Below are 21,471 nucleotides of genomic sequence, written 5' to 3'. Positions count from 1 at the left end.
GCCACGACGCCCGCGCCGCGCCCCGGCCCCCGGGCCCCGGCTCGGAAGCCGGGGGCCCGGGGGTCCGGGAGTCTGGAGGTTCCGGGAGTCTCAGAGTCCAGGAGTTCCGGGAGTCCGTGAGCAACCCGAGGAACGTCTTTCCCGGCCTACCCGGCCGCCCCCGCTGCCGGGGTGGTGAAGCGCAGGCGGCGGGGGCCCTCGTCGAGGGGCTCCGGCAGCCTCAGCGCTCCGGCGCCGGGGGTGATCGCGCCGAGGAGGCGGGGGCCGGACGCGCCCGTGCAGCCGGGGACCGTCGCGGGCAGCCCGTGCGCCGTCAGCCAGCCGAAGAGCGAGAAGGCGATCGCCTCCTTGGCGTCGGCGGGAACGCCGAGCTCGTCGCTCGGCACGATGCGCGCGTCCCCGGCCCGCGCGGCCAGCATGGCCATCAGGACAGGGTTGCGCACCCCTCCCCCGGACACGACCACCGTCTCCAGGCGGTGGCGCCGGATCTCCGCCGCGACGGTCTCGGCGGTGAGCGCGGCCAGCGTCGCCAGCAGGTCGGGCAGGGCGGGCCGGTACGGTGACGTCCTGCTCTCCAGGTAGCCGGGGTGGAACAGCTCCTTGCCGGTGCTCTTCGGCGGCGGCGCCCGGTAGTACGGCTCGGCCAGCAGGTCCGCCAGCAACCCCTCGTGCACCTCCCCCGAGGCGGCGAGGCGGCCGTCCTCGTCGTAGGGCGCGCCCGTGGCGGCCGACACCGCCGCGTCCATCAGCGCCGACGCCGGGCCGGTGTCGTACGCCGTCCCGGCGTCCCGCACGGTCAGGTTCGCGATCCCGCCGAGGTTGAGCGCGCCGCTCCGCCCCGGCAGCCCGTCCAGGAGCAGCAGGTCGAGGTAGGAGACGAGCGGCGCGCCCTGCCCTCCGGCGGCCACGTCCCTGGCCCGGAGGTCGGAGACCACCGGCACGCCGGTCCGCTCGGCGATCCAGGCGGGCTGGCCCAGCTGCAGCGTGCCGCGCACCCGGCCGTCCTCCACCCAGTGGAACATCGTCTGCCCGTGCGAGCAGACGAGGTCCACCGGCCCGCACGCCTCGGCGGCGTCGGCGAACGCCTGCCCGACCAGCGTGTCGAGCCGGCACACCTCGGCCATGCCGGCCGGGCCGGGCGGCAGCGCGGCGGCGATGCGCTCGCGGAGCCACCCCTCGTACGGCCGCGTGCCGGTGCGCTCGACGGCGCCGGTGAGCACGTCGCCGTCCGGGGACCAGTCCACGACCGCGCTGTCGATCCCGTCGTGGGACGTCCCCGACATCAACCCCAGCACGCGCATTTCACTCCCCCTCACGCCCCTTCACGATCCCCGGACTCCTTCACTCCCCTCAGGCCCCTTCGCGGTCACCGGATCCCGCCGGGCCGTCACCGCGGGCGCGGCGGCCGACGCTGGGCGCGCTCAGGCGGCCGGCCCGGTCGACGGCCACCACGTGGTAGTACGCGCTCGCGGCGCCCGCCGGGTCCGTCCAGCGCAGGTCGCGGGCCGCTGGGACGACCGCGACCAGGTGCCGGGCGTCGGCGAGGTCCCCGGGCCCGGCCCGCCGGTCGAGCCGGAAGATCGCGTACTGGAACGGGGTCCTGCGGCCGGTGGCCAGGATCCTCAGCTCGACGCCGCCGCGCACCCGGCGCGCCAGGGGGACGAGCGGGCGGCCGGGGGCCCGGCCGGAGGCGAGCCTGGGCAGCAGCGGGGAGAGCGCGGGACGGCTGTAGTGGCCGGTCACCACGGCGCTGATCGAGCCGATCCGGTCGTCGCGGACGTCGCCGGAGTTGTACCAGATGTCGCCGCCGACCTCGGGGTGGCCCTCGTTGAGGGTGAGGTGATCGCTGAGCTCGCCGGGCCGGGACCACTCGGCGGGCTGGCCCGCCGCCCCGGCCTTGTAGGCCGCCTGGCCGATCCACAGCTGGGTGTCCGTGCCCGCCGCCACGCCGGACCACCAGGGGACCAGCTTGGCGTAGTCGGCGTTGGACTGGCCGATGTACCAGTAGAGCTGCGGCGCGATGTAGTCGAGCCACCCCTTCCTGACCCAGCCGCGCGTGTCGGCGTGCAGGTTGTCGTAGGACTGGCCACCGCTGGTCTCGGAGCCCAGCGGGTCGGTGGCCCGGTTGCGCCAGATGCCCGAGGGGCTGATGCCCCAGGCGATCTCGGGCTTGGCCCGCCGCACCCGCCGCTGCATCTCCCGTACGAGGAGGTCGACGTTCGCGCGCCGCCAGGCCGCGAGGTCGGGGAAGCCCGCGCCGTGCCGGGCGTAGGCCTCGCTGTCGTCGAAGTCGGTGGTGTTGACCGGGTAGAAGTAGTCGTCGAAGTGCAGGCCGTCGATGTCGTACCTGGTGACCGCGTCCATCATCGCGTCCTGCACGAACGCGCGGACCTCGGGCATGCCGGGGTTGTAGTAGAGCTTGCCGCCGTAGGGAACGATCCAGTCGGGGTGCCTGCGGCCGGGGTGGTCGGGGTGCAGCAGGGCCGGGTCGGCCTGCATCGACACCCGGTAGGGGTTGAACCACGCGTGGAAGGCGAGGCCCCTGCGGTGTGTCTCGGCCACCAGGAAGGCCAGCGGGTCGTAGCCGGGGTCGCCTCCCTGCGTGCCGGTCAGATACTGCGACCAGGGTTCGTACCGGGAGGGCCAGAAGGCGTCGGCGGTCGGCCGGATCTGCACGAACACCGCGTTGAGCCCGCGGGCCCGCGCCAGGTCGAGCCAGCCGAGATACTCGGCCCGCTGCCGCTCGGCGCTCAGCCCGGTCCTCGACGGCCAGTTGATGTTGGCGACCGAGGCGATCCACATGCCGCGCATCTGACGCAGCGGCGGCACTCGCCCGGTCCAGGTCCCGGTCCCGGTCTCGTACGAGATCCCGGTGGCGGCCGCGGCCCGGCCGGACAGGGGCACGGCGGTCGCCGCGACGGCGAGGGCGAGGCCGCGCAGGACGGTTCGCCGGCTGGATGAGCTCATGCGGACTCCAGGGGTGTTCGGCCACGGCCCGGACACGACGGGGCCGAGGCGGAAGGCGGGCACCGGGGCGGGCGCGAGGACGGGCGCGAGGCGGCACGACGGTGGAGGTGCGGATGTGAGGGCGGGCGCGAAGAAGATCGCGGGACCGGCACGGGATCACGAAGTCACAAGATCACAAGATCACAAGGTCACGGGTTCTCGATCGCGAGAATGACAGAAAGCTACTTCGAAGGCAATGATAATGAAGAAAATTGTCATTGATGGGTAATCTGCCTTGAGACACCTCCCTCCGCCGACCTGTCAGAAGACGCCTGCCTCGACCGAGAAGGTGACCGAATGCCCCATCGCAGCCCCGATCTGGCCCGGCTGGCCATGACCGTCCTCCAGCCGGGTTTCGACGGCACCGAGCCGCCCGGGTGGCTGCTTCGCGCGCTCGGCGACGAGGGCCTCGGCGGGACCGTGCTGTTCGCCCGCAACCTCACCGATCTCGGCCACACCGCCGATCTGGTCGCTCGGCTGCGCGCGGAGAACCCCGCGGCGGTGATCGCGGTGGACGAGGAGGGCGGCTCCGTCACCCGCCTGCAGGCCGCGCGGGGCAGCTCGTGGCCGGGCAACCGGGCGCTGGGCGTGGGGGACGACGCCGAGGGGACCCGGCTGGTCGCCCAGGAGATCGGCCGCCTCCTCGCCTCGGCCGACATCACCCTCGACTACGCCCCGGTGGCCGACGTCAACGCCAACCCGGTCAACCCGGTGATCGGCGTCCGCTCCTTCGGCGCCGATCCCGAGCTGGTCTCCCGGCACACCGCCGCCTGGATCTCCGGGCTCCAGGGGGCCGGGGTGGCCGCCTGCGCCAAGCACTTCCCCGGCCACGGCGACACCCACACCGACTCCCACCACGCCCTGCCGACCCTGCACGCCTCCCCCCGGCTCCTCGCCGAGCGCGACCTGCCGCCCTTCCGCACGGCGGTGGCCGCCGGGGTGCGGGCCGTCATGTGCGGGCACCTGCTGATCCCGGCCCTCGACCCGGAGAACCCCGCGACGCTGAGCCGGCGGATCACGACCGGGTTGCTCCGCGAGCAGATGGGCTTCACCGGGATGATCGTCACCGACGCCATCGAGATGCGCGCCGTCGCGGCCCTGCACCCCCCGGGGGAGATCGCGGTCCGCGCCCTGGCGGCCGGGGCCGACGCGATCTGCGCGGGCATCTCCGCCCCCGGGGGCGAGAACGTCAACGAGCTGCGCGACGCCATCGTGGACGCCGTACGGGAGGGCAGGCTGGGCGAGGACCGGCTGGCCGAGGCCGCCTCCCGGGTGCTCGCCCTGTCAAGCTGGTACGCCGCGAGCGCGACCGCGGAGGCGCGGGCGGCGGGGATCGCCGCCCGGGGCCCGGGGGACGAGGGCGAGGAGCTCGGCCTGCGCACCGCCCGCGCGGCCATCCGCGTGACCGCCACGGCCGCCCCGACCGTGCTCCCCGGGCCGCCGCTGGTCGTCGACATCGCTCCCCGGCTGAGCGAGGCGGTCGAGCCGGGCATGCTCACCGGCCTCATCGGCGCCTTCACCGAGCTGCTGCCGGGCACCGTCGGCCACGTCGTCACCGTGGAGGCGCCCGAGCTGCCCGACCTGAGCGACCGGAGCCGCCCGCTGGTGATGGTGGTGCACGACGCCAGGCGCCACCCCTGGGTCGGCGAGCTGCTGGCGCGGGCCGTCGCGCTGCGCCCCGACACCGTGGTGGTCGAGACCGGGATGCCGGGCGAACCCTCGGGAGCCGTGTACGTGACCACGAACGGCATCTCCCGGGCTTCGGCCCGCGCCGTGGCTCGCTGGCTGACCGGTGACCAATACGCTGATTTATGACATGAAAGGCGCTTAATGAACGTCCTCGACGGCCCCACCCCCGTGAACCTGGTGGCCACGGTGAGGGCCGTCCTCCCCTCCCTCACCCCCGCGGCTCAGTCCATCGCCCGTCTCATCCTCGACGACCCCGGGGTGGTGGCCCGCAGCACCATCACCGAGTTCAGCGCGGCCTCCGGCACCAGCGAGGCCACGATCGTGCGGACCGCCAGGGCCCTGGGCTTCGCCGGGTACTCCCAGCTGCGCTTCGCCCTGGCCGCCGCGGTGGCCAGGGACGAGCCCGAACGGCTGGTCCCCGGTGACCTCGGCCCCGACGACCCGCTCACCGACGTGATCGCGAAGGTGGCCAGGGCCGAGTCGGAGGCGCTCGCCGACACCGCGGCGCAGCTCAACCCCGACCGGCTGGGCCTGGTGGTGGAGGCGGTGGCCGGGGCGCGCAAGGTCGCCGTCTACGGGGTCGGCGCCTCCGGGCTGGTGGCGGCCGACATGGCGCAGAAGCTGATGCGGATCGGCCTGCCCGGCCACGCCTACACCGACGCGCACCTCGCGCTGACCAGCGCGGCGCTGGTGCGCGAGGACGACGTCGTGGTGGCGGTGAGCTGCACCGGCGAGACCCCCGACGTGCTGGCGCCGACGCGCGTCGCGCGGCGGGCGGGCGCGACCACGGTGGCCATCACCAACAACCCGCGTTCCTCCCTGGCCGAGCTCGCCGACCACGTCCTGGTCTCGGCGGGCCGGGAGACCGCCTTCCGCCCGGGGGCGCTGGCCAGCCGGATCAGCCAGCTCCTGATCGTCGACTGCATCTTCGTCGGCATCGCCCAGCGCACCTTCGAGACCTCGGACGCGGCGCTGCGGGCCACCCGGGACGCCATCGACGGCTTCAGGACCGACTACCGCCGCCGGAACAGGCCCTCCTAGCCGTACACCCGCCGCCGGGGGTTCCCGACGTGTTCGCCGGTCGTACGACCATGGCGTACGACCGGCGGCATGCGACCTCTCCGGCTCTCCGGCTCTCCGGTTCCCCGGCTCTCCGACCGGGGGCCGGCGCGATCCTCAGTCTTCCTGGGGGTTGTAGTCGTCGCTCGACTCCTCGTCGGACTCCTCCTGCTCGTTCTGCACGTCCTGCCATTCCTGCCAGGCCGAGGTCCGGGACCTCTTCTGCGCGGGCGGGCCGTCCTCCTCGCTGTACTCCCCCTCCCCGGCTTCGTCGAGAGTCCGTTTCTGCTTGTCCCCGCGAGGGGCCTCACTGGACTCCGAGTCGGAGCCGGAACCGGAGCCGGAACCGGAACCGGACTCGGACCTGGGGGCGTACCTGAACTCCAGCCCCTCCTCGTCCTCGCTCGACACGTACCCGGTCTCGCCCATGCCGCCGGAGTGGTCGAAGCTCTCGATCGCCTTGATGACGGCCCTCCGCTGGAGGTCGTTGTCGATGGCGGCTGCGAGGGCGACGTCCTGCTTGTCCGTCGGCTCGTCGGGGACGCCGAGGATCGCCCTGAGCAGCGCCGGTGCGACGAGGGCCGGGGAGACCGGCCAGGCGTAGGTGGTGAGGTGGGTCCCGGTGATGCCGAACCGGATGCCCTCCCCGCGCATGGCCAGGATCCCCAGGTAGCACTTGAGACAGCACAGCTTGGAGATGCCGATGGCGATCACGATCGTTTCCAGCAGGTGCAGCGTCTTCCGATCCGCCTCCGCGCGAGCCCGGTCGCGGTTCTGGAGAAGCTGGGTGGCGGCCTGCATCTCGGTGTGCACCTTGCGGTCCTCATTGCCGAGGTTGTAGGTCTCCTCGTGCGCGCGGATCTTCAGCTCGGTCCACTTCTGCTGCAGGTCGGCCAGGAAGCGTATCGCCTTGAGCAGGCGCCGCTCCGCCATGTGCAGGTCGCCGCCCTCTCCCGTCCTCTCGTCGAGACTGGAGCTCTTCAGGAGGGCCCACAGCTCGTCGAACGTCTCGTTGAGGTCGTCCATGCCGGCCTCGTCATCGACCTTGCCGGCCTTGACGAGCAGCTCCAGGTCCTTTCCCATCCGGTCGTCGGGATTGTTCGCCCAGGTGTGCAGCTCGCCCTCGGTGTGGGCCACCGCGACGCATTCGCGGGCGTCGTTCAGATGGGCGAGCACCCATGCCAGCCGGTCCAGGGCCCGCTGCACCGCCATGTTCTCGTTCACGGCGATGCGTCTGCGGTACTTCGCGCTCCATCCCTTCTTGCCGCCGACGTCATGGATGATCTCTTCCCTGATCGTGCTCATCTTGGCCGCGAGCCGCTCGTGCACGTTGCTCTTGATCTGTTCCGCCTTGGCGGCGGAAAGCCCCCTCGTGCTCTCGTCCGGCATGGCGAACGAGAGCATATCCGTGTCCAGGTTGAACAGCGGGTTCACCTCGGTCGCCGCCAGGTCGAAGTCGTTCAGCAGGATCGCCTGCCGCTCCCCGTCCTCGGTGAGACCGGCGATCCCCGCCCGGAGATCGGCGTCGCTGAGCCAGCCCTGCCGGGCCGCCAGCTGCGCCAGGATCTCGCCGGGACCGGCGCCCGGCATGCCCACCGCGATCCCGAAGGCCTGCCACAGTTCGGAGTGGAGCGGGATGGGGAACTGCCGGGCCAGATACAGGACGTGGAACGGCGACGCGTACTTCCCGATGCCCTGGAACCGGATGAAGAGGTGCGCGATCCTCGCACGCGTGGACAGGCCCTCGCTCTCCGCGGGCAGATACGAGTCCACCACGGCCCTGGTCCGCCGGCTGACGGCCCGAAGAGCCACGAACTCCTCGTACGTCATGGACTGGATCAGCGACACAGCCATGGTCTGCTCACCCAACAGGGTGATGAGCGCCCGCTCCGCGGCCGCGCTGTCCTGGGCGGGCCACCCGCCGTTGCCGCCGGAAGCCGGGGAGTTCTGGGAGTTCTGGGAGTTCTCGAAATCCGATCGCTTGTTCTTGTGCAGGTCTGTCTGGGGGCCGACGACCAGCGGGACCGGCGACGGCTGGTCCTTCTGCTCCTCCTGCTTCTCGGAGGACGAGAGGTCCGAGGAGTCCTCCTGGTCGGCGCCGTCGTTCTCCTCAACGCTCATCGACTCGTCTTCGTCGCCGGTCGACTTCTTGGCCGTCGGCTTCTTCCTGGTGGAGCCGGTCTTCTTGAACGACATCGAACCTCCCGCTTCCAGAAGATGATCCACCACCGGACACCGGCCGGATAGGCCGGCGCCGGACCGAAGTGAAGCGAATCGGCGCACCCGTGGTCATCCGACGTCGGGCCACGAACACCGGCTGTCCCGGTGACCTGTCACAGGACGTCGCATGAACCGGAAACACGAGCTCCACCCCCGGAACAGCCGACCGATCCCGGCGGACTCGGGGACCGATCCCGGCGGGGCTCTTCGCTGATTCGGCGAGCCGGGCCACAGACGCGTGCGCGGGCTCGGAACGGGCTCGAAACGGGCTCGGAACGGCTCCGAGTGGGCTCAGGACAGGCGCAGGGCCTCGGCGGCGACCGCGTGGCGCAGGTCGCGGATGCCCGCCCGGCCGCGCAGGGGATGCACGTTGTTGGTCAGCAGGACGACGGTGAGGGCACGCCCGGGATCGACGACGAGCGAGGTGCCGGTGAAGCCGGAGTGGCCGTAGGCGTCGGCCAGCGGGCCGACGATCGCCGGGTCGCCGATGCGCACGCCCAGGCCGTGGCGGAAGTCCGCGCCCCGCACGCCGTGGTCGCGGGTGATCTCGGCGACCGCGCCGGGCCCCAGCACCGGCGCTCCCCCGGTGCGCAGCGCCTCGGCGAAGCGTACGAGGTCGCCGGCGGTGGAGAAGATCCCGGCGTGCCCGGCGACCCCGCCCAGGCCGTGCGCGGTCTCGTCGTGAACCTCTCCGCGCACGCATCCGGGGCCGGGGCGCTCGGGCTTGTGCTCGGTGGCGACGATCCGGGGCAGCAGGGACGCGGCGGGCCGGTAACCGGTGTCGGGCAGGCCCAGCGGATCGACGACCCGGGCGCGGGCGAGCTCGTCCAGGGAGGCCCCACCGGCGATCTCCGCCACCCGGCCCGCCGTGATCAGCCCGACGTCGGAGTAGAGGTAGCGCTCGCCCGCGGGACCGATCGGCGGTGTCGAGAGGATCCGCTCCATGCGCGCGGCGCGGACCTCCGGGCCGTCGCCGGGGATCTCCTCGTGGGCCCTGCGTCCCGGCGGCAGGCCCGCGGTGTGGGTGAGCAGGTGCCGCAGGGTGACCTCGGGGGCGCCGCCGTAGCCGCCGGGGCCGCCGTGGCTGTCATGGCCGTCGGGGCTGTCATGGCTGTCGTGGCTGTCGTAGCTGTCGTGGCCGCCTTGGCCACCGTGGCCACCGCGACCGGCGCCGGACAGCCAGGCCGCGACGGGCTCGTCCAGGCCGAGGAGGCCGTCCTCCGCCAGGGACAGGATGACGGCCGTGGTGAAGAGCTTGGTGATCGAGGCGAGGTCGAAGATCGAGTCACGGAGGGCGGGTGGCCGCTCTCCGGCGAGGTCCTCGGAGGCCGACGCGTAGCGCACGGCCTCCCCCGCCGCCGCGACGGCCACCGTGACCCCGTCCACGGCGATCGCGGCCACCGCCGCCGAGCAGACGCGCGGCACCGCCGCCCCGAGGATCCCGGCGAGCCGGGCACCCTCCTCACCATCGGAACAATCAGAACGATCGGTCACCGCTCCCGCTCCCGCCCTCGGCTCCGAGCTCGCTCCCGGCACCGGCCCAGGTGTCGCCTTCGGCTCCGAGCCCACCTTCTCAGGTCCCGGTGTTCGGTTCCAAAGCCATTCCCGCTATCGGTCCCGGTGCCGCCCTCAGCTCCGAATCTGCCCCCGGATATCGATCCGGTCCCGGACTCTGTGCCAGGCGAGGAACCGGTTTCATGCCCGGCACCGGTTCCCGTCGCAATGAAGGTCGCGCCAGGGGTTCAGGCGCCCCTGGCCTGCTTCGCCGCCTCCAGCGCCGCCTCGAGGCGGTCGCCGTGCCGCTCCAGCAGGAGCCGGGCGCCACCGGCGTCGAGACCGTGCTCGATCATCAGTACCGCGACCTTCACGTGCCATCCCGCGGCCTCCAGCGCGGAACGGGCGGCGGAGAGGGCCGCCCCGGTGATGTCGCTGACCATCCTCGCGGCCCGGTCGGCCAGCTTGGAGTTCATCGCCGACACCTCGATCATGGTGTTGCCGTAGGTACGGCCCAGCTTGACCATCGCGATCGTGGAGATCATGTTGAGGACCAGCTTCTGCGCGGTCCCCGCCTTGAGCCTGGTGGAGCCGGTCACCACCTCCGGGCCGACGATCACCTCGATGGGGTGCAGCGCGGCCGCCGACAGCGGGGTCGCGGCGTTGCACGACAGTCCCACGGTGAGGGCGCCCCTGCGGCTCGCCTCGGCGAGCGCGCCGAGCACGAAGGGCGCGCGGCCGCTGGCGGAGACGCCCACCACCGCGTCGAGCGCGCCCACCCCCCGTTCCCCGAGGGCGGCCGCTCCCCCGGCGTGGTCGTCCTCAGCGCCCTCGACCGAACGGGTCAGGGCGGGAGTGCCGCCCGCGATGACGCCCTGGACGAGCTCGGGATCGGTGCCGAAGGTCGGCGGGCATTCCGAGGCGTCCAGTACGGCCAGCCGGCCAGACGTCCCCGCGCCCACGTAGAACAGGCGGCCCCCGGCCTTCATCCGGGCCACGACCGCGTCCACCGCGGCCGAGATCTCCGGGATCACCTCGGCCACCGCCGCGGGCACCGCGGTGTCCGCCGCGTTCATCAGCCGGGCCACCTGGTCGGTGGGAAGCCGGTCGATCCGGCTGTAGCGCGGATCGCTCTGCTCGGTGGACAGCGTGGACAGTGTGGCTAGTTGATCACTCATGACGTCCCATGTCGTTAGTTTTCCTGATCTCGCTACCGCTGAGTAGCCGATCTTCGGACGGTGAGGGCGTTACAGGCACATACCCGATAGGAGCCCGTCCATCGGCCCACCCCGGTGGGCGGGGGCGGTCACGGCAGGCCACGGCGGTAGAGCCAGAAGACCCGTTCGGCGCGCGCGCCGACCGCCCTGGCGTAGAAGCGCAGCGGCCCCACCCAGCCGATCTGGGTGCTCGACATGCCCGCGGCCCGCTGCTCGGCGAGACAGCGGCGTACGAGCACGCGGCCGACCCCCAGGCCCCGCGCGGCCGGCGCGGTGCCCATCGGGCCGAACCAGGAGGGCCGCGAACCCCACGCGGCGAAGCCGAGGATCTCGCCCTCCCTGACGGCGTAGTGGCAGCCGGTGGCCTGCTCCGCCTCCCAGGCCCAGCGGGCGTTCCAGTGCTCCTCGACGAAGGCCGACACGGCGGCGCGCTCCCCGGGGGCGGCGGCGCGCACGGTGACCCCGGAGGCCGCCAGCAGGGCGAGGTCGGCGTCGACGGAGAGGTCCCGGGTGAGGTCGGCGGTCATGTTCCAGGCGACCCGGTAGCGCTCGTAGCCGAGGCTCTCGGCCAGGCAGGCGGCCTCGGTGTAGCGCACGTCGATGCCGGGCCAGGCGTAGCAGGGCGGGTTGCCGGCGAAGCGGGCCTCGGCCGCCCCCTGTCCGCGCAACCAGTCCTCGGCCGCGACGGCCAGTGCCCGGCCCAGGCCCGTCCCCCGGGCCTCCGGACGCACCGCGAGCAGGTCGATGTGGCCCGCGTGCGGGTCGCGTTCCGACATGGAGACGAACGCCACCCCGTCGAGGTCGCGGGTCACCAGCGCCGTCCAGGACCGGTGCGCGGGCGGCGTGGCGAGCCTGGCGACCAGGCTCGCGGCCTCCCCCGCGTCATGGGTGAGCGCGGCCCCGGCGATTCCCGCGAGCGCCACCGCGTCGGCGGCGACGGCCTCGCGGATCCCGGACGCCGCACGTGTCCCGGGCGCCTCGCGGATTCCCGGCGTCACGGAGGCTCCCGGCGCCGCCGAGGTCCTCGGCGTTCCGGAAGCCCCCGGCGCCTCGGAAGCCCTCGACGCCTCGCGGCCACCGGACGCCCCGGGCGCCTCGCCCGCGCTCCACGGCACCGTCCAGGGACCGTTTCCGAGCGGGTTCACGAGTGGCCGACCGGCATGGCGACGACGTTGCGCGGAGCGGGGTGGAAACAGGCGTGCTCCTGGGGCGTACCTCCGCCGTGGCCGAGCAGCGGATGCTCCGACTCACAGCGATCGGTACGGAACGGGCAGCGCCGGGCGAACAGGCAGCCCGCGTCGAGGCGGCTCTCGTCGAGCGCCCCGGTCGGCGTCACCGGCTCCTCGCCGGGCCGCTCCAGGCCGTGCAGCACGGGGATGGCCGACAGCAGTGACTGGGTGTACGGGTGCACGGGGCCGGAGATGATCGTCTCGACGTGACCGCGCTCGACGACCTCTCCCCGGTAGATGACGTACAGCTCGCCGTCGTCACCGATGTAGCGCGCGGTCGCCACGTCGTGGGTGATGAACAGCACGCTCACCCCGAGGCGCTCGCGAAGGTCCTTGAGCAGGGCGAGGATGCCGAGCCGCAGCGATACGTCGATCATGGAGACGGCCTCGTCGGCGACGAGCATCTCGGGGTCGACGGTGAGGGCGCGGGCGATGACGACCCGCTGGCGCATGCCGCCGGAGAGCTGGTGGGGGTAGCGCGACAGCACGTAGCCGGGGTCGAGGCCGACCAGTTCCAGCAGCTCCTGGGCGCGCCCGTCCACCCACGCCCGCGAGCGGCCGGTCCGCGCGGCCCGCAGCGACAGCGGCGCGTCCAGCGTCTGGTGCACGGTGCGGGTCGGGTTGAGCGCCGAGTACGGGTCCTGGTGGATGAGCTGGATGCGGCGGAAGTAGGGCTCGCGCTGCTTCGGGCGCAGCGACGACATGGGCGTGCCGTCGATGGTGATCTCCCCGGAGTCGTGCCTCTCCAGCCCGGCGATGATCCGGCCGAGCGTCGTCTTGCCGCAGCCCGACTCCCCGATGAACGACGCCGCCCCGCCCTTCGGGATGGCGAAGTCGACGCCGCGCAGCGCCTTCACCTCACGTCCGGGGAGGAAGCCGCCCCGCTGTTTGAAGGTCTTCGTGACTCCCTGACCAGTGATCACGTTTTCTCCCTCGGTCCGTGTGCCCGGGTGCCCCGTCCGGCTCCCCGCAGGACCGCGTCCCGGTCCTCGTGCGCGGTCCCTTCTCCCTCTCCGTCCGCGGTGCCGTCTCCGTTCCCGTTCGTGGTCCCGTTCGCGGCATGCACGGCGTTCCCAACTCCGGTCCCGGTCCCGTTCGTGGCCCCGTCTCCGTTCACGCCACGCGCGACGTTCCCGGTGCGCGCGGTGGCCGCGTCCTCGTCCGCGTGGCGGGCGGCGACGGCGTGGCAGGCGACGATCCACTCGCCGCGCGCGACGGCGGGCGGCTCCTCGGTCTCGCAGACGTCCATGCGCAGCTCGCAACGCTCCCTGAAGACGCATCCCCGCGACGGAACGGTCCCAAGCGTCGGCGGGCGGCCGGGCAGCGCCCTCGCCTCCCCGATGTCGCCGATCAGGCGCGGGATGGCCCGGATCAGGCCCTGGGTGTAGGGGTGGCGGGGAGCGCCGAGCACCTCGGTGGTCGGCCCCTGCTCCACCACGCGCCCGCCGTACATGACGGCGAGCCGGTCGGCGACCTCGGCCACCACGCCGAGGTCGTGGGTGATGACGAGCGTGGTGAGCCCGCGCTCCTCGTGGACCTCCCTGACGATCCGCAGGATCGTGGCCTGGGTGATCATGTCGAGGGCGGTCGTGGGCTCGTCCAGGATGACGAGGTGGGCGTTGAGCACCAGGGCGAGCATGATGCCGACCCGCTGGCGCATCCCGCCGGACAGCTCGTGCTGGTGGGAGTCGAGCACGCGGGCGCCGTCCATGCCCATCCTGCCGAGCAGGTCCTTCGCGTCCCCGACCAGCCCCCGCAGGTCCTGGATGTCGTGCGAGCGGCCCAGGTCGAGGAGCTGCTTGCCGACCGTCTTGAGCGGGTTGAGGGAGTTCTGAGCGGCCTGGAAGACGTATCCGATGTGCCGTCCCCGCGCCCGGCGCAGGTCGTCGCCGCGCAACCCGACGACGTCGCCGAGCCCGTCGATCTCTACGCTGCCCGAGCGGATCCTGCCGGGGGGCTGGACCGCGTTGAGCAGCGACAGCGCCAGGGTGGACTTGCCGGACCCGGACTCGCCGACGACCCCGGTGATCGTCCCGGGCACCAGTACGAGATCGATGCCCGACACCGCGGGCAGTTCGCCCGCCGACGTCCGGTAGACGACGGACAGGTCGCCGACGCGTACTCCCGGCGGCCCGCCCCTCCCCGCGTCGCGGGGGGTCGCGGCGCTCTCCGTCTTGCGGGTGCCTCGGCTGCCCCAGGTCCTCCGCATGGCCGCGGACAGCCGCTCGCCCGGTGTCGCGGACGCATTCTCCGAAGCGGACGCCTTCTCCGAATCCGAACGTGTGAACATCTGTTCAGTCCTCCCGCAGCCGGGGGTTGAAGATCTCGTCCATCGCGTCGACGACGAGGACGATGCCCAGGGTGAGCAGCAGGATCGCCAGCAGCGGCGCCAGCATGTACGGCAACGCGGTGGTCGTCGTCAGCGCGCCGCCGCCGAACACGGCGAGGTTGAGCATGACGCCCCAGTTGTTGGCGTCGAACGGCAGCACGCCCAGGAAGAACAGGCCCACCTGCGCGTACACCGCGCCGGTCACCGCGATGAGCATGTTCATCGCGATGAAGGGGGCCATGCTGGGCAGCAGCTCCCTGCAGACGATGTGCCGGCCGGACAGGCCGAGCCCCCTGGCCGCCTCGATGAAACCGCGCTCGCGCAGCGAGAGAGTCTGCGCCCGTACGGCGCGCGCCACCCCGCCCCAGCCGAGGAGGCCGAGCACCAGGCCCATCTCGAGCGCGCTGGTGAACTTCCAGACGGTCGACAGGACCAGCAGCAGCGGGAGGGCGGGGATGGTGAGCTTCATGTCGGTGATCCGCATGAGCACGCTGTCCCAGCGCCCGCGCCGGAACCCCGCGAACAGCCCGACGGCGGTGCCGAGGGCGACCGTGATGACGGCGGTGACCAGGGCGGTCAGCAGGACGTACCGGGCCCCGGTGATCACCAGGGCGAGCACGTCGGTGCCCTCGAAGTCGGTGCCGAAGGGGTGCGCCAGGCTCGGCGCGGCGTAGAGCGCGTTGTCGTCGCGCGGCAGCCGGGCGGGGTAGAGCAGCGCCCCGAAGATCCCCATGAACGCGAACACGGCCAGGATGGCCACGCCCACGATCCGGCTGGGCTTGCGCCGCAGCACCCGCCAGACACCGCGCCGGAAGTTGCGCCGCAGCGTCGCGCGGGTGCCGGAGACGCCGGGGGCGGCCGGGGCCCCCGGGGCGCCCGGAACACCGGGAGTGGTGATGACCGGCGCCGTCACGCGACCACCTCCGGCCGGTACGTGATCATGGAGCCGCTTCCCACGGCTTTCCCGATTCGTCCGGTCACTCCGGTCACTCCGGTCATGACGCCTCCTGTCCGGAACGGACCCGTGGGTCGATGGCGGTGTAGAGCATGTCGGCCACGATGTTGGCGATGACGATCGCCACGGTGATCAGCAGGAAGGCCCCGCCCATCAGCGCGTAGTCGCGGTCGGTGATGCTGTTGAGCAGCAGCAGTCCCAGCCCCGGGTAGGTGAAGATCCGCTCGATGAAGATCGCGCCGCCGAACAGCAGGCCCAGCGAGAGCGCCAGGATGGTGAACAGCGGCAGGATCGCGTTGCGCGCCACGTAGCGGAAGACGATCCCGCGCTTCATGCCGCGCAGCTCGGCGGCGAGGATGAAGTCGTCGCCCAGCACGGTGACCACGCTCGACTTCATCGCCAGGATCCAGCCCCCGTACCCGGCCAGCGCGTAGGTCAGGACCGGCAGCGTGGCGTACTGGACCAGCGAGCCGAGGTAGGCGGCGTTGAGCCCGGGTTCGAGCGTGACGTCGGCGGTGCCGCTGGAGGGGAAGATCGGCAGCAGGGTCGTGAAGACCGCGCTGAGCAGCAGCGCGAGGACGTACTGCGGCAGGCCGTGCAGGAGCGAGCCGGAGACGGCGAGGACGTCACCCAGCTTGCTCGACCGCTTGATCGCCGCGTAGACGCCCAGGATGATGCCGACCGCGAAGCTGAGGAGGGTGCCGACGAGGACCGGCAGGATCGTCCAGGTGGCCGCCGCGCCGAGCAGGGTGGTCACCTCCGCTCCGGGGACGCTCAGCGACTGGCCGAGGTCGAGGTGGAGCAGGCCCCTCATGTAGTCGAGGTACTGCTCCCACATCGTGCCCTTCGGCATGAACCCGTACAGCACCGCGACGGCGCGCTCGGCCTGGTCGGGCGACATGCCCTGCTCGACCAGCTTCTCGTAGCGGGCCTTCATGGGGTCGCCCGGGATGTTCCTGATGATCACGAAGCTGATCGTGGTGACCACCAGGACCATGGCGAGCCCGCGGGCGAGGTGGCCCGCGAGACGGCGTGCGATGACCGTCATGCGCGGTCCTTCCTCTTGACCATGCCGAGTTGGAGCCAGACCCCGGAGGTGAGGCGCAGCGCGTCGCTGTCGTCACCCGGGAATCCGGTGAACCGGGTGGTGTTGACGACCTGGGTGTTGACGTAGTCCCACAGCTGGATCACCGGGAGGTCCTGGTTGGCGGTCCTGGCGAGGGTCGAGACGATCCTCCGCTGCTCGGCCTCGGGGACGGAGTTCAGCCTGACCGCGAGCTCGCCGGGGTTGACCCTGCCCGCCCCCTTGACGTCGATGGTCTCGGCGCCGCCCATCCAGTTGCCCTCCGTGCCGGGGGCGACGTGCTTGAGCCTGCCGCCGAAGAGCTGCCAGCCGTTCTGGGCCCCGTACAGGCGCTGGAAGATGTTGTACGGCGCGGGGCCGAGCGCCACCAGCCAGAAGCCGAGGTCGTACTTCCCGGCGGCCATCTCCTCCAGGTAGAGCGGGTAGTCGGCGGTGGTTACGACCTGCGCGTCGATCCCGGCGTCGTTGAGCTGGCTGGTGACGGCCTTGGCTCCGGCCAGCCAGTCGGAGAAGGACGCGGGCACGTTGATGGTCATCTTCCAGGGGCTGCCGTCGGGCATCGTCCACTTCCCGTCGGCCTTCCGCATGCCCGCGGCCCGCAGCTCGCTCGCGGCTTTGACGGGGTCGTGCCGGTACGGGTCCAGGGTGGCGAGGCCGTCGCCCAGCCACGCCTTCGCGGCCTGCTGGTGCAGGCCCGAGGTGGTGAGCGAGGCGGTGCCGCCCTCGGGGGAGGCGACCTTGGTGACCTGCTTACGGTCGATCAGGTAGGCCAGCGCCCGGCGGACGTGCACGTTGTCGTAGGGCTTCCTGGACTGGTTGAACGCCAGCCCCTCGCTGACGGGCGAGTATCCCCTGACGACGGCGTTGCCCGAGGTCTGGGTGATCCGCCGCATCACCCCGGCGGGGACCGCGGTGAAGGGGGCGCTGTCCAGCCTTCCGGCGACCAGGTAGTTCCAGACCTGCTCGTTGCCGGTGTAGTTGAGGATCCGCACCTGGTCGGCGGCGACGTTGGCCGCGTTGTGGAAGTTCCTGTTCTTGACCAGCAGCGCCTCGCCCGGGTTGACGCGCTTCAGGACGAACGGCCCGGCGGAGACGTCCTTGGCCGGGGCGAAGGAGATGACCTTGTCCGCGAGGCTGGTGATCCCGGCCCGTGCCGCCTCGGCGCCGGGGGCGGTGCTCTGCGCGAGCTTCAGCCTCTGCCAGAAGTCGGCGGGCAGCACGCCGCGCCAGACGTGCTCGGGGACGATGACGGTCTCCATGACGCTGCGGACGAAGGAGGAGCTCGGGTTCTTCGCCGCCTGGGTGATCTTGATCGTCCGGTCGTCCACGATCTTGATGTCGGAGGCCGTACCGGCCGCGGAGGGGTCGAGGGCGTAGGCGGTGCCGCCCTGGGTGTAGGCGAGGCCGATGGAGAACTTCACGTCTTTTGCGGTGATCGGCACCCCGTCGGACCACTTCCCGCCCGGCTGGAGCCTGAGGGTGATCGAGGACTGGTCGGGGGCGATCTGCCAGCTCCGCGCGACCCCCGGATAAAATTGGTTCGGATCGGTCAGATGGTTCTTGGTCCACCCGAGCCACTCGGCGTTGTAGCCCCGGAAGGCGTTGCCCTTGGGGTTGTACGGGTTGATCGGCGCGTTCGCGTCGATGCCCGGCTTGAGCGCGTCGATCGTGGTGAAGACGCCACCGGCGGAGCTGTCGCCGCCGCTGCCACACGCCGCGGTACCGGCGGCAAGGCAGAGGGTGACCGCTGCCGCTGCTAGTCGCTTCATGAACCGCTCCGTTGGGTGTTCTTCGAGGTCAAGGCACCAATACCGAGGCGTCGGCGTTGTCCGGACAATACGTTCGACCCACCATCCGCGTCAATTATCTCCACTCCCGTGATACTCCCTGTAGTTTTCCTTCACCGACCGACCGCCCCGGCGCCACCCCGCGCCGATCATGGCCGTCCCCGCGCGGAACGGGCGATCCGGGCCGGACGATCTCTGTCGGACGCACGGGTGGGAAAAATCCGACCGAACGGCGGAATGGACGATCTCCGCTTGGCGCACGGACGGAGAATCCGGCAGGACGGCGGGGCGGACGATCTCCGCTGGGCGCGCGGACCGGGAATCCCAGCCCGGGAGAATCCCGTCAGGACGGCGGGAACGAGCCGCCGCCCCCCGACCTGTCGTACGGTCGCGGTGAGCGGTGAGCGGTGAGCGGTGACGCGGTGACGCGGCTGGAACGCATCGGCGGAGAGGCGACCACGGTGAACCTGGATGTCATGATCGAGGACCTGCGGGAGCTCGTCGTGTGCGAGTCGTTCTCCGCCGACCACCGGGCGGTGGCCCGCAGCGCGCGGGTGGTCGCCGACCAGGGGCACCGCGTGCTCGGCGTCAGGGCCGAGACGATCGTGATCGGCGGGGTCACCCACCTGCGGTGGACCTTCGGCACGCCCAGGGTGCTGCTGCTCGGCCACCACGACACCGTCTGGCCGATCGGCTCCCTCCTGACCCATCCCTGGTCGGTCGCCGACGGGATCGCCCGGGGACCCGGGGTGTTCGACATGAAGGCCGGGCTGGTCCAGATGTTCCACGCGCTGGCCGCGCTGCCGTCACCGGACGGGGTGTGCGTGCTGATCACCGGGGACGAGGAGGTCGGGTCCCCGACCTCGCGAGCGCTGGTCGAGGAGTCGGCGCGCGGCCTCGCGGCCTCGTTCGTCCTGGAGGCGAGCGCCGAGGGCGGCGCGCTCAAGATCGCGCGCAAGGGCACGTCGATGTACGAGGTCGTGGTGCACGGCCGTGGTGCGCACGCGGGGCTCGACCCCGGCCGGGGCGCGAACGCCGGGGTCGAGCTGGCCCACCAGATCCTCGCCGTCACCGGCATCGCCGACCGGGTGAACAACGACCGGGCCCCCGGCGACCGGACGAGTGACGGCCGAGCGGACAGCGACCAGCCCCACGGCCACCAGGCCGGCGGCCAGGCGAGCGGCGACCAGACGGGCGGCGGCCGGATTCACGACGGCCGAGCCCCCGGCGACGGGGGCAACGAACCCCGGACAGACGGCGACCGGGTGAACAGCGGCCAAGCCCACGGCGATCGGGTTCACGGGCATCGGGCGGACGGCGGCCCGGTGACGCCGGAGTCCCTCGGCCCGGCCACCGTCACACCCACCGTGCTGTCGGCCGGGACCACGGGCAACACCGTGCCCGCGCTGGCCCGCCTGTCGGTGGACGCCCGCGTGCCCACCCTCGCCGCGCAGCGACGGGTGGACGAGCTGATGCGGGCGCTCTCCCCCCGGATCGCCGGGACCCGCCTCGAGATCGTCGGAGGCCCGAACCGCCCTCCCCTGGAGCACGCCTCGTCGGCCGGGCTGTTCGCCCTCGCCCGGGAGGTCGCCGCCGAGCTGGGCCTCGCCCCCCTCACCGGGGTCGGCGTGGGCGGGGCCTCCGACGGCAACTTCACCGCCGGGGCGGGCTGTCCCACCCTCGACGGGCTCGGCGCGGTGGGCGGCGGCGCCCACGCCGACGACGAGCACGTCGTCGTGGCCGAGATGCCCGGCCGCACGGCACTGCTCACGGGCCTGATCAGGGCGGTGCTCGCGTGACATGAGCGCGCACCCGGCGCTCGCGTGACATGAGCGCGTACCCGGTGCTCGCGTGACGTGAACGTGTACCCGCTGTTCGCGTACCCGGCCCGCCGGACCGTACGCCCCGGGCCACGGCTGCCCGGACGGTGACGACGCCAAGGCCGCCTCGAAGGGAAGACGCGGCGCGGCCCCGGGTCAGGGCGGAAGCGGAAGGCGGCGAGGACCGCGAGACCGAGGAAGGGGTGAAAGTTACACCCCCGCCGGTGACGGTCGCGCAGGTCAGGCCCTCCCGGGCGGGCGGGCGGCTTCCCGCCCCCATCCGGGACGCCTAGCATCGGCCCCCACCGAGGCGGGAGCGGAAGATGCGAAGGACGGCACGCGTAAGCGGCGCGATTCTGACTGTTCTGGCGGCCTCGACGGCCGTGGTGGTGACCCTGGGACTCCTGGTGGGCACCGCGGCCCCCGCCCAGGCGGCGGCCACCAGGATCATGGCGCTCGGCGACTCCATCACCGGCTCCCCCGGATGCTGGCGGGCGCTGCTCTGGAACCGCCTCGTGAACGCCGGTCACACCGGGATCGACTTCGTCGGCACCCTGCCGCCGCAGGGCTGCGGCGTCGCGCACGACGGGGACAACGAGGGACACGGCGGCGCGCTGGTCACCAACGTCGCCGACCAGAACCAGCTCCCCGGCTGGCTCGCGGTCGCCAGGCCCGACATCGTGCTGATGCACTTCGGCACCAACGACGCCTGGAGCAACCGCCCGACCGCCACCATCCTGGCCGCGTACGGCAAGCTGGTGGACCAGATGCGGGCGAGCAACCCCGACACGAAGGTCCTCGTCGCCCAGATCATCCCCATGAACCCGAGCACGTGCGGTGAGTGCGCGCAGCGGGTCTCCGCGCTCAACGCGGCGATCCCCGGCTGGGCCGCGGGCAAGACCACCGCGCGGTCACCGGTGGTCGTGGTCGACCAGTGGACGGGCTTCAGCACCTCGTACGACACCTACGACGGGGTGCACCCCAACGCGGCGGGCGACCAGAAGATCTCCGACCGGTGGTTCCCCGCCCTGGCCGCGCTCCTCGGCGCCGGGCCGACCCCCACGCCGACCCCGACCCCCACACCTACTCCCACCCCCACGCCCGGCGTCGGCTGCACGGCGGCCTACCGTGCGGCCAACCAGTGGCAGGGCGGCTTCCAGGGCGAGGTGACCGTCAGGAACAACGGCCCGGTGGCCGTCACCGGCTGGACGGCGAACTGGACCTTCACCGGGCGGCAGATCAGCCAGGCGTGGAACGCGACGGTGACCCAGTCGGGAGCCGCCGTCTCGGCGCGGAACGCCGCCTGGAACGGCTCCCTCGCCCCCGGCGCGACCGCGACCTTCGGCTTCATCGCCTCGGGTACGGGCTCCCCGGTTCCCGAGGTCTCCTGCACGACCGGCTGACCGGCCGGGCCCTGCCTCAGTACCGGAGACGGCTCATATCGGGGACGGCTCATATCGGGGACAGCCGGAGCGCGTACCGGCGCCGGTCCGGCCCCGCCTGTACCGGAGCCGGGTCGGCCGCGCCGTGCGGTTGACGCCGCCGAGGCGACCGTCCCCCCGCCGTCCGGTTCTCGTCCGCC

The 21,471-nt window shown here is 72.5% G+C and carries 15 protein-coding genes; 4 read left to right on the top strand and 11 right to left on the bottom strand.

Features of this window, described 5'->3' with window-relative positions:
- Positions 1-146: 146 nt before the first annotated feature.
- Together ABT053_RS24920 and ABT053_RS24915 are read right to left on the bottom strand one after the other, a co-directional pair.
- Positions 147-1,301 (bottom strand): anhydro-N-acetylmuramic acid kinase, encoded by a 1,155-nt coding sequence (locus ABT053_RS24920; protein WP_350971778.1) that lies wholly within the window; start codon positions 1,299-1,301, stop codon positions 147-149.
- Between the two features lie 49 nt (positions 1,302-1,350).
- Complete coding sequence (locus ABT053_RS24915; protein WP_350971767.1) at positions 1,351-2,967, bottom strand: glycoside hydrolase family 10-like protein; 1,617 nt, start codon at positions 2,965-2,967, stop codon at positions 1,351-1,353.
- Positions 2,968-3,303: 336 nt separating this feature from the next.
- On the opposite strand from ABT053_RS24915, the gene ABT053_RS24910 reads away from it, so the two are divergent.
- Together ABT053_RS24910 and ABT053_RS24905 are read left to right on the top strand one after the other, a co-directional pair.
- On the top strand, positions 3,304-4,821 hold the full coding sequence (locus tag ABT053_RS24910) for a glycoside hydrolase family 3 protein (protein ID WP_350971765.1): 1,518 nt from the start codon (positions 3,304-3,306) through the stop codon (positions 4,819-4,821).
- Positions 4,822-4,836: 15 nt separating this feature from the next.
- Entirely contained in the window at positions 4,837-5,736 is a 900-nt protein-coding gene (locus ABT053_RS24905; RefSeq protein ID WP_350971764.1) for a MurR/RpiR family transcriptional regulator, read from the top strand.
- A gap of 135 nt (positions 5,737-5,871) precedes the next feature.
- Here ABT053_RS24905 and ABT053_RS24900 read toward each other — a convergent pair whose 3' ends face one another.
- The 9 genes from ABT053_RS24900 to ABT053_RS24860 form a co-directional block, all read right to left on the bottom strand.
- Entirely contained in the window at positions 5,872-7,950 is a 2,079-nt protein-coding gene (locus ABT053_RS24900; RefSeq protein WP_350971762.1) for a hypothetical protein, read from the bottom strand.
- Between the two features lie 315 nt (positions 7,951-8,265).
- The gene (locus tag ABT053_RS24895; RefSeq protein WP_350971760.1) at positions 8,266-9,468 is read right to left on the bottom strand and encodes a serine hydrolase domain-containing protein; all 1,203 of its coding nucleotides are present in this window, start codon (positions 9,466-9,468) and stop codon (positions 8,266-8,268) included.
- Between the two features lie 248 nt (positions 9,469-9,716).
- Positions 9,717-10,646 (bottom strand): N-acetylmuramic acid 6-phosphate etherase, encoded by a 930-nt coding sequence (murQ, locus tag ABT053_RS24890; protein ID WP_350971758.1) that lies wholly within the window; start codon positions 10,644-10,646, stop codon positions 9,717-9,719.
- Positions 10,647-10,774: 128 nt separating this feature from the next.
- Positions 10,775-11,683: a GNAT family N-acetyltransferase gene (locus tag ABT053_RS24885; protein WP_350971756.1), complete on the bottom strand. Its 909-nt coding sequence runs from the start codon at positions 11,681-11,683 to the stop codon at positions 10,775-10,777.
- 143 nt (positions 11,684-11,826) lie between these two features.
- Positions 11,827-12,837: an ABC transporter ATP-binding protein gene (locus ABT053_RS24880; protein WP_350971753.1), complete on the bottom strand. Its 1,011-nt coding sequence runs from the start codon at positions 12,835-12,837 to the stop codon at positions 11,827-11,829.
- Complete coding sequence (locus ABT053_RS24875) at positions 12,834-14,204, bottom strand: ABC transporter ATP-binding protein (RefSeq protein WP_350971752.1); 1,371 nt, start codon at positions 14,202-14,204, stop codon at positions 12,834-12,836. The genes ABT053_RS24880 and ABT053_RS24875 overlap by 4 nt, the downstream gene beginning before the upstream one ends.
- A gap of 4 nt (positions 14,205-14,208) precedes the next feature.
- A complete protein-coding gene (locus ABT053_RS24870; protein WP_350971750.1) occupies positions 14,209-15,156 on the bottom strand; it encodes an ABC transporter permease in 948 nt (315 codons plus the stop codon).
- 82 nt (positions 15,157-15,238) lie between these two features.
- The gene (locus ABT053_RS24865) at positions 15,239-16,246 is read right to left on the bottom strand and encodes an ABC transporter permease (RefSeq protein WP_350971748.1); all 1,008 of its coding nucleotides are present in this window, start codon (positions 16,244-16,246) and stop codon (positions 15,239-15,241) included.
- Positions 16,243-18,051, bottom strand: coding sequence for an ABC transporter substrate-binding protein (locus ABT053_RS24860; protein WP_350971745.1), 1,809 nt, complete (start codon positions 18,049-18,051; stop codon positions 16,243-16,245). Before ABT053_RS24860 ends, ABT053_RS24865 begins: the two co-directional genes overlap by 4 nt.
- 425 nt (positions 18,052-18,476) lie before the next feature.
- On the opposite strand from ABT053_RS24860, the gene ABT053_RS24855 reads away from it, so the two are divergent.
- Positions 18,477-19,868: a M20/M25/M40 family metallo-hydrolase gene (locus ABT053_RS24855; protein WP_502991848.1), complete on the top strand. Its 1,392-nt coding sequence runs from the start codon at positions 18,477-18,479 to the stop codon at positions 19,866-19,868.
- Between the two features lie 344 nt (positions 19,869-20,212).
- On the top strand, positions 20,213-21,292 hold the full coding sequence (locus ABT053_RS24850; RefSeq protein ID WP_350971744.1) for a cellulose binding domain-containing protein: 1,080 nt from the start codon (positions 20,213-20,215) through the stop codon (positions 21,290-21,292).
- The last annotated feature ends 179 nt before the right edge of the window (positions 21,293-21,471 follow it).

The sequence above is a fragment of the Streptosporangium sp. NPDC002524 genome (genome assembly GCF_040295985.1).
In the GTDB taxonomy this organism is placed as follows: domain Bacteria; phylum Actinomycetota; class Actinomycetes; order Streptosporangiales; family Streptosporangiaceae; genus Streptosporangium.
Note: the sequence above shows the minus strand (reverse complement) of the source record. Positions and strands in the feature narration are given on the sequence as shown.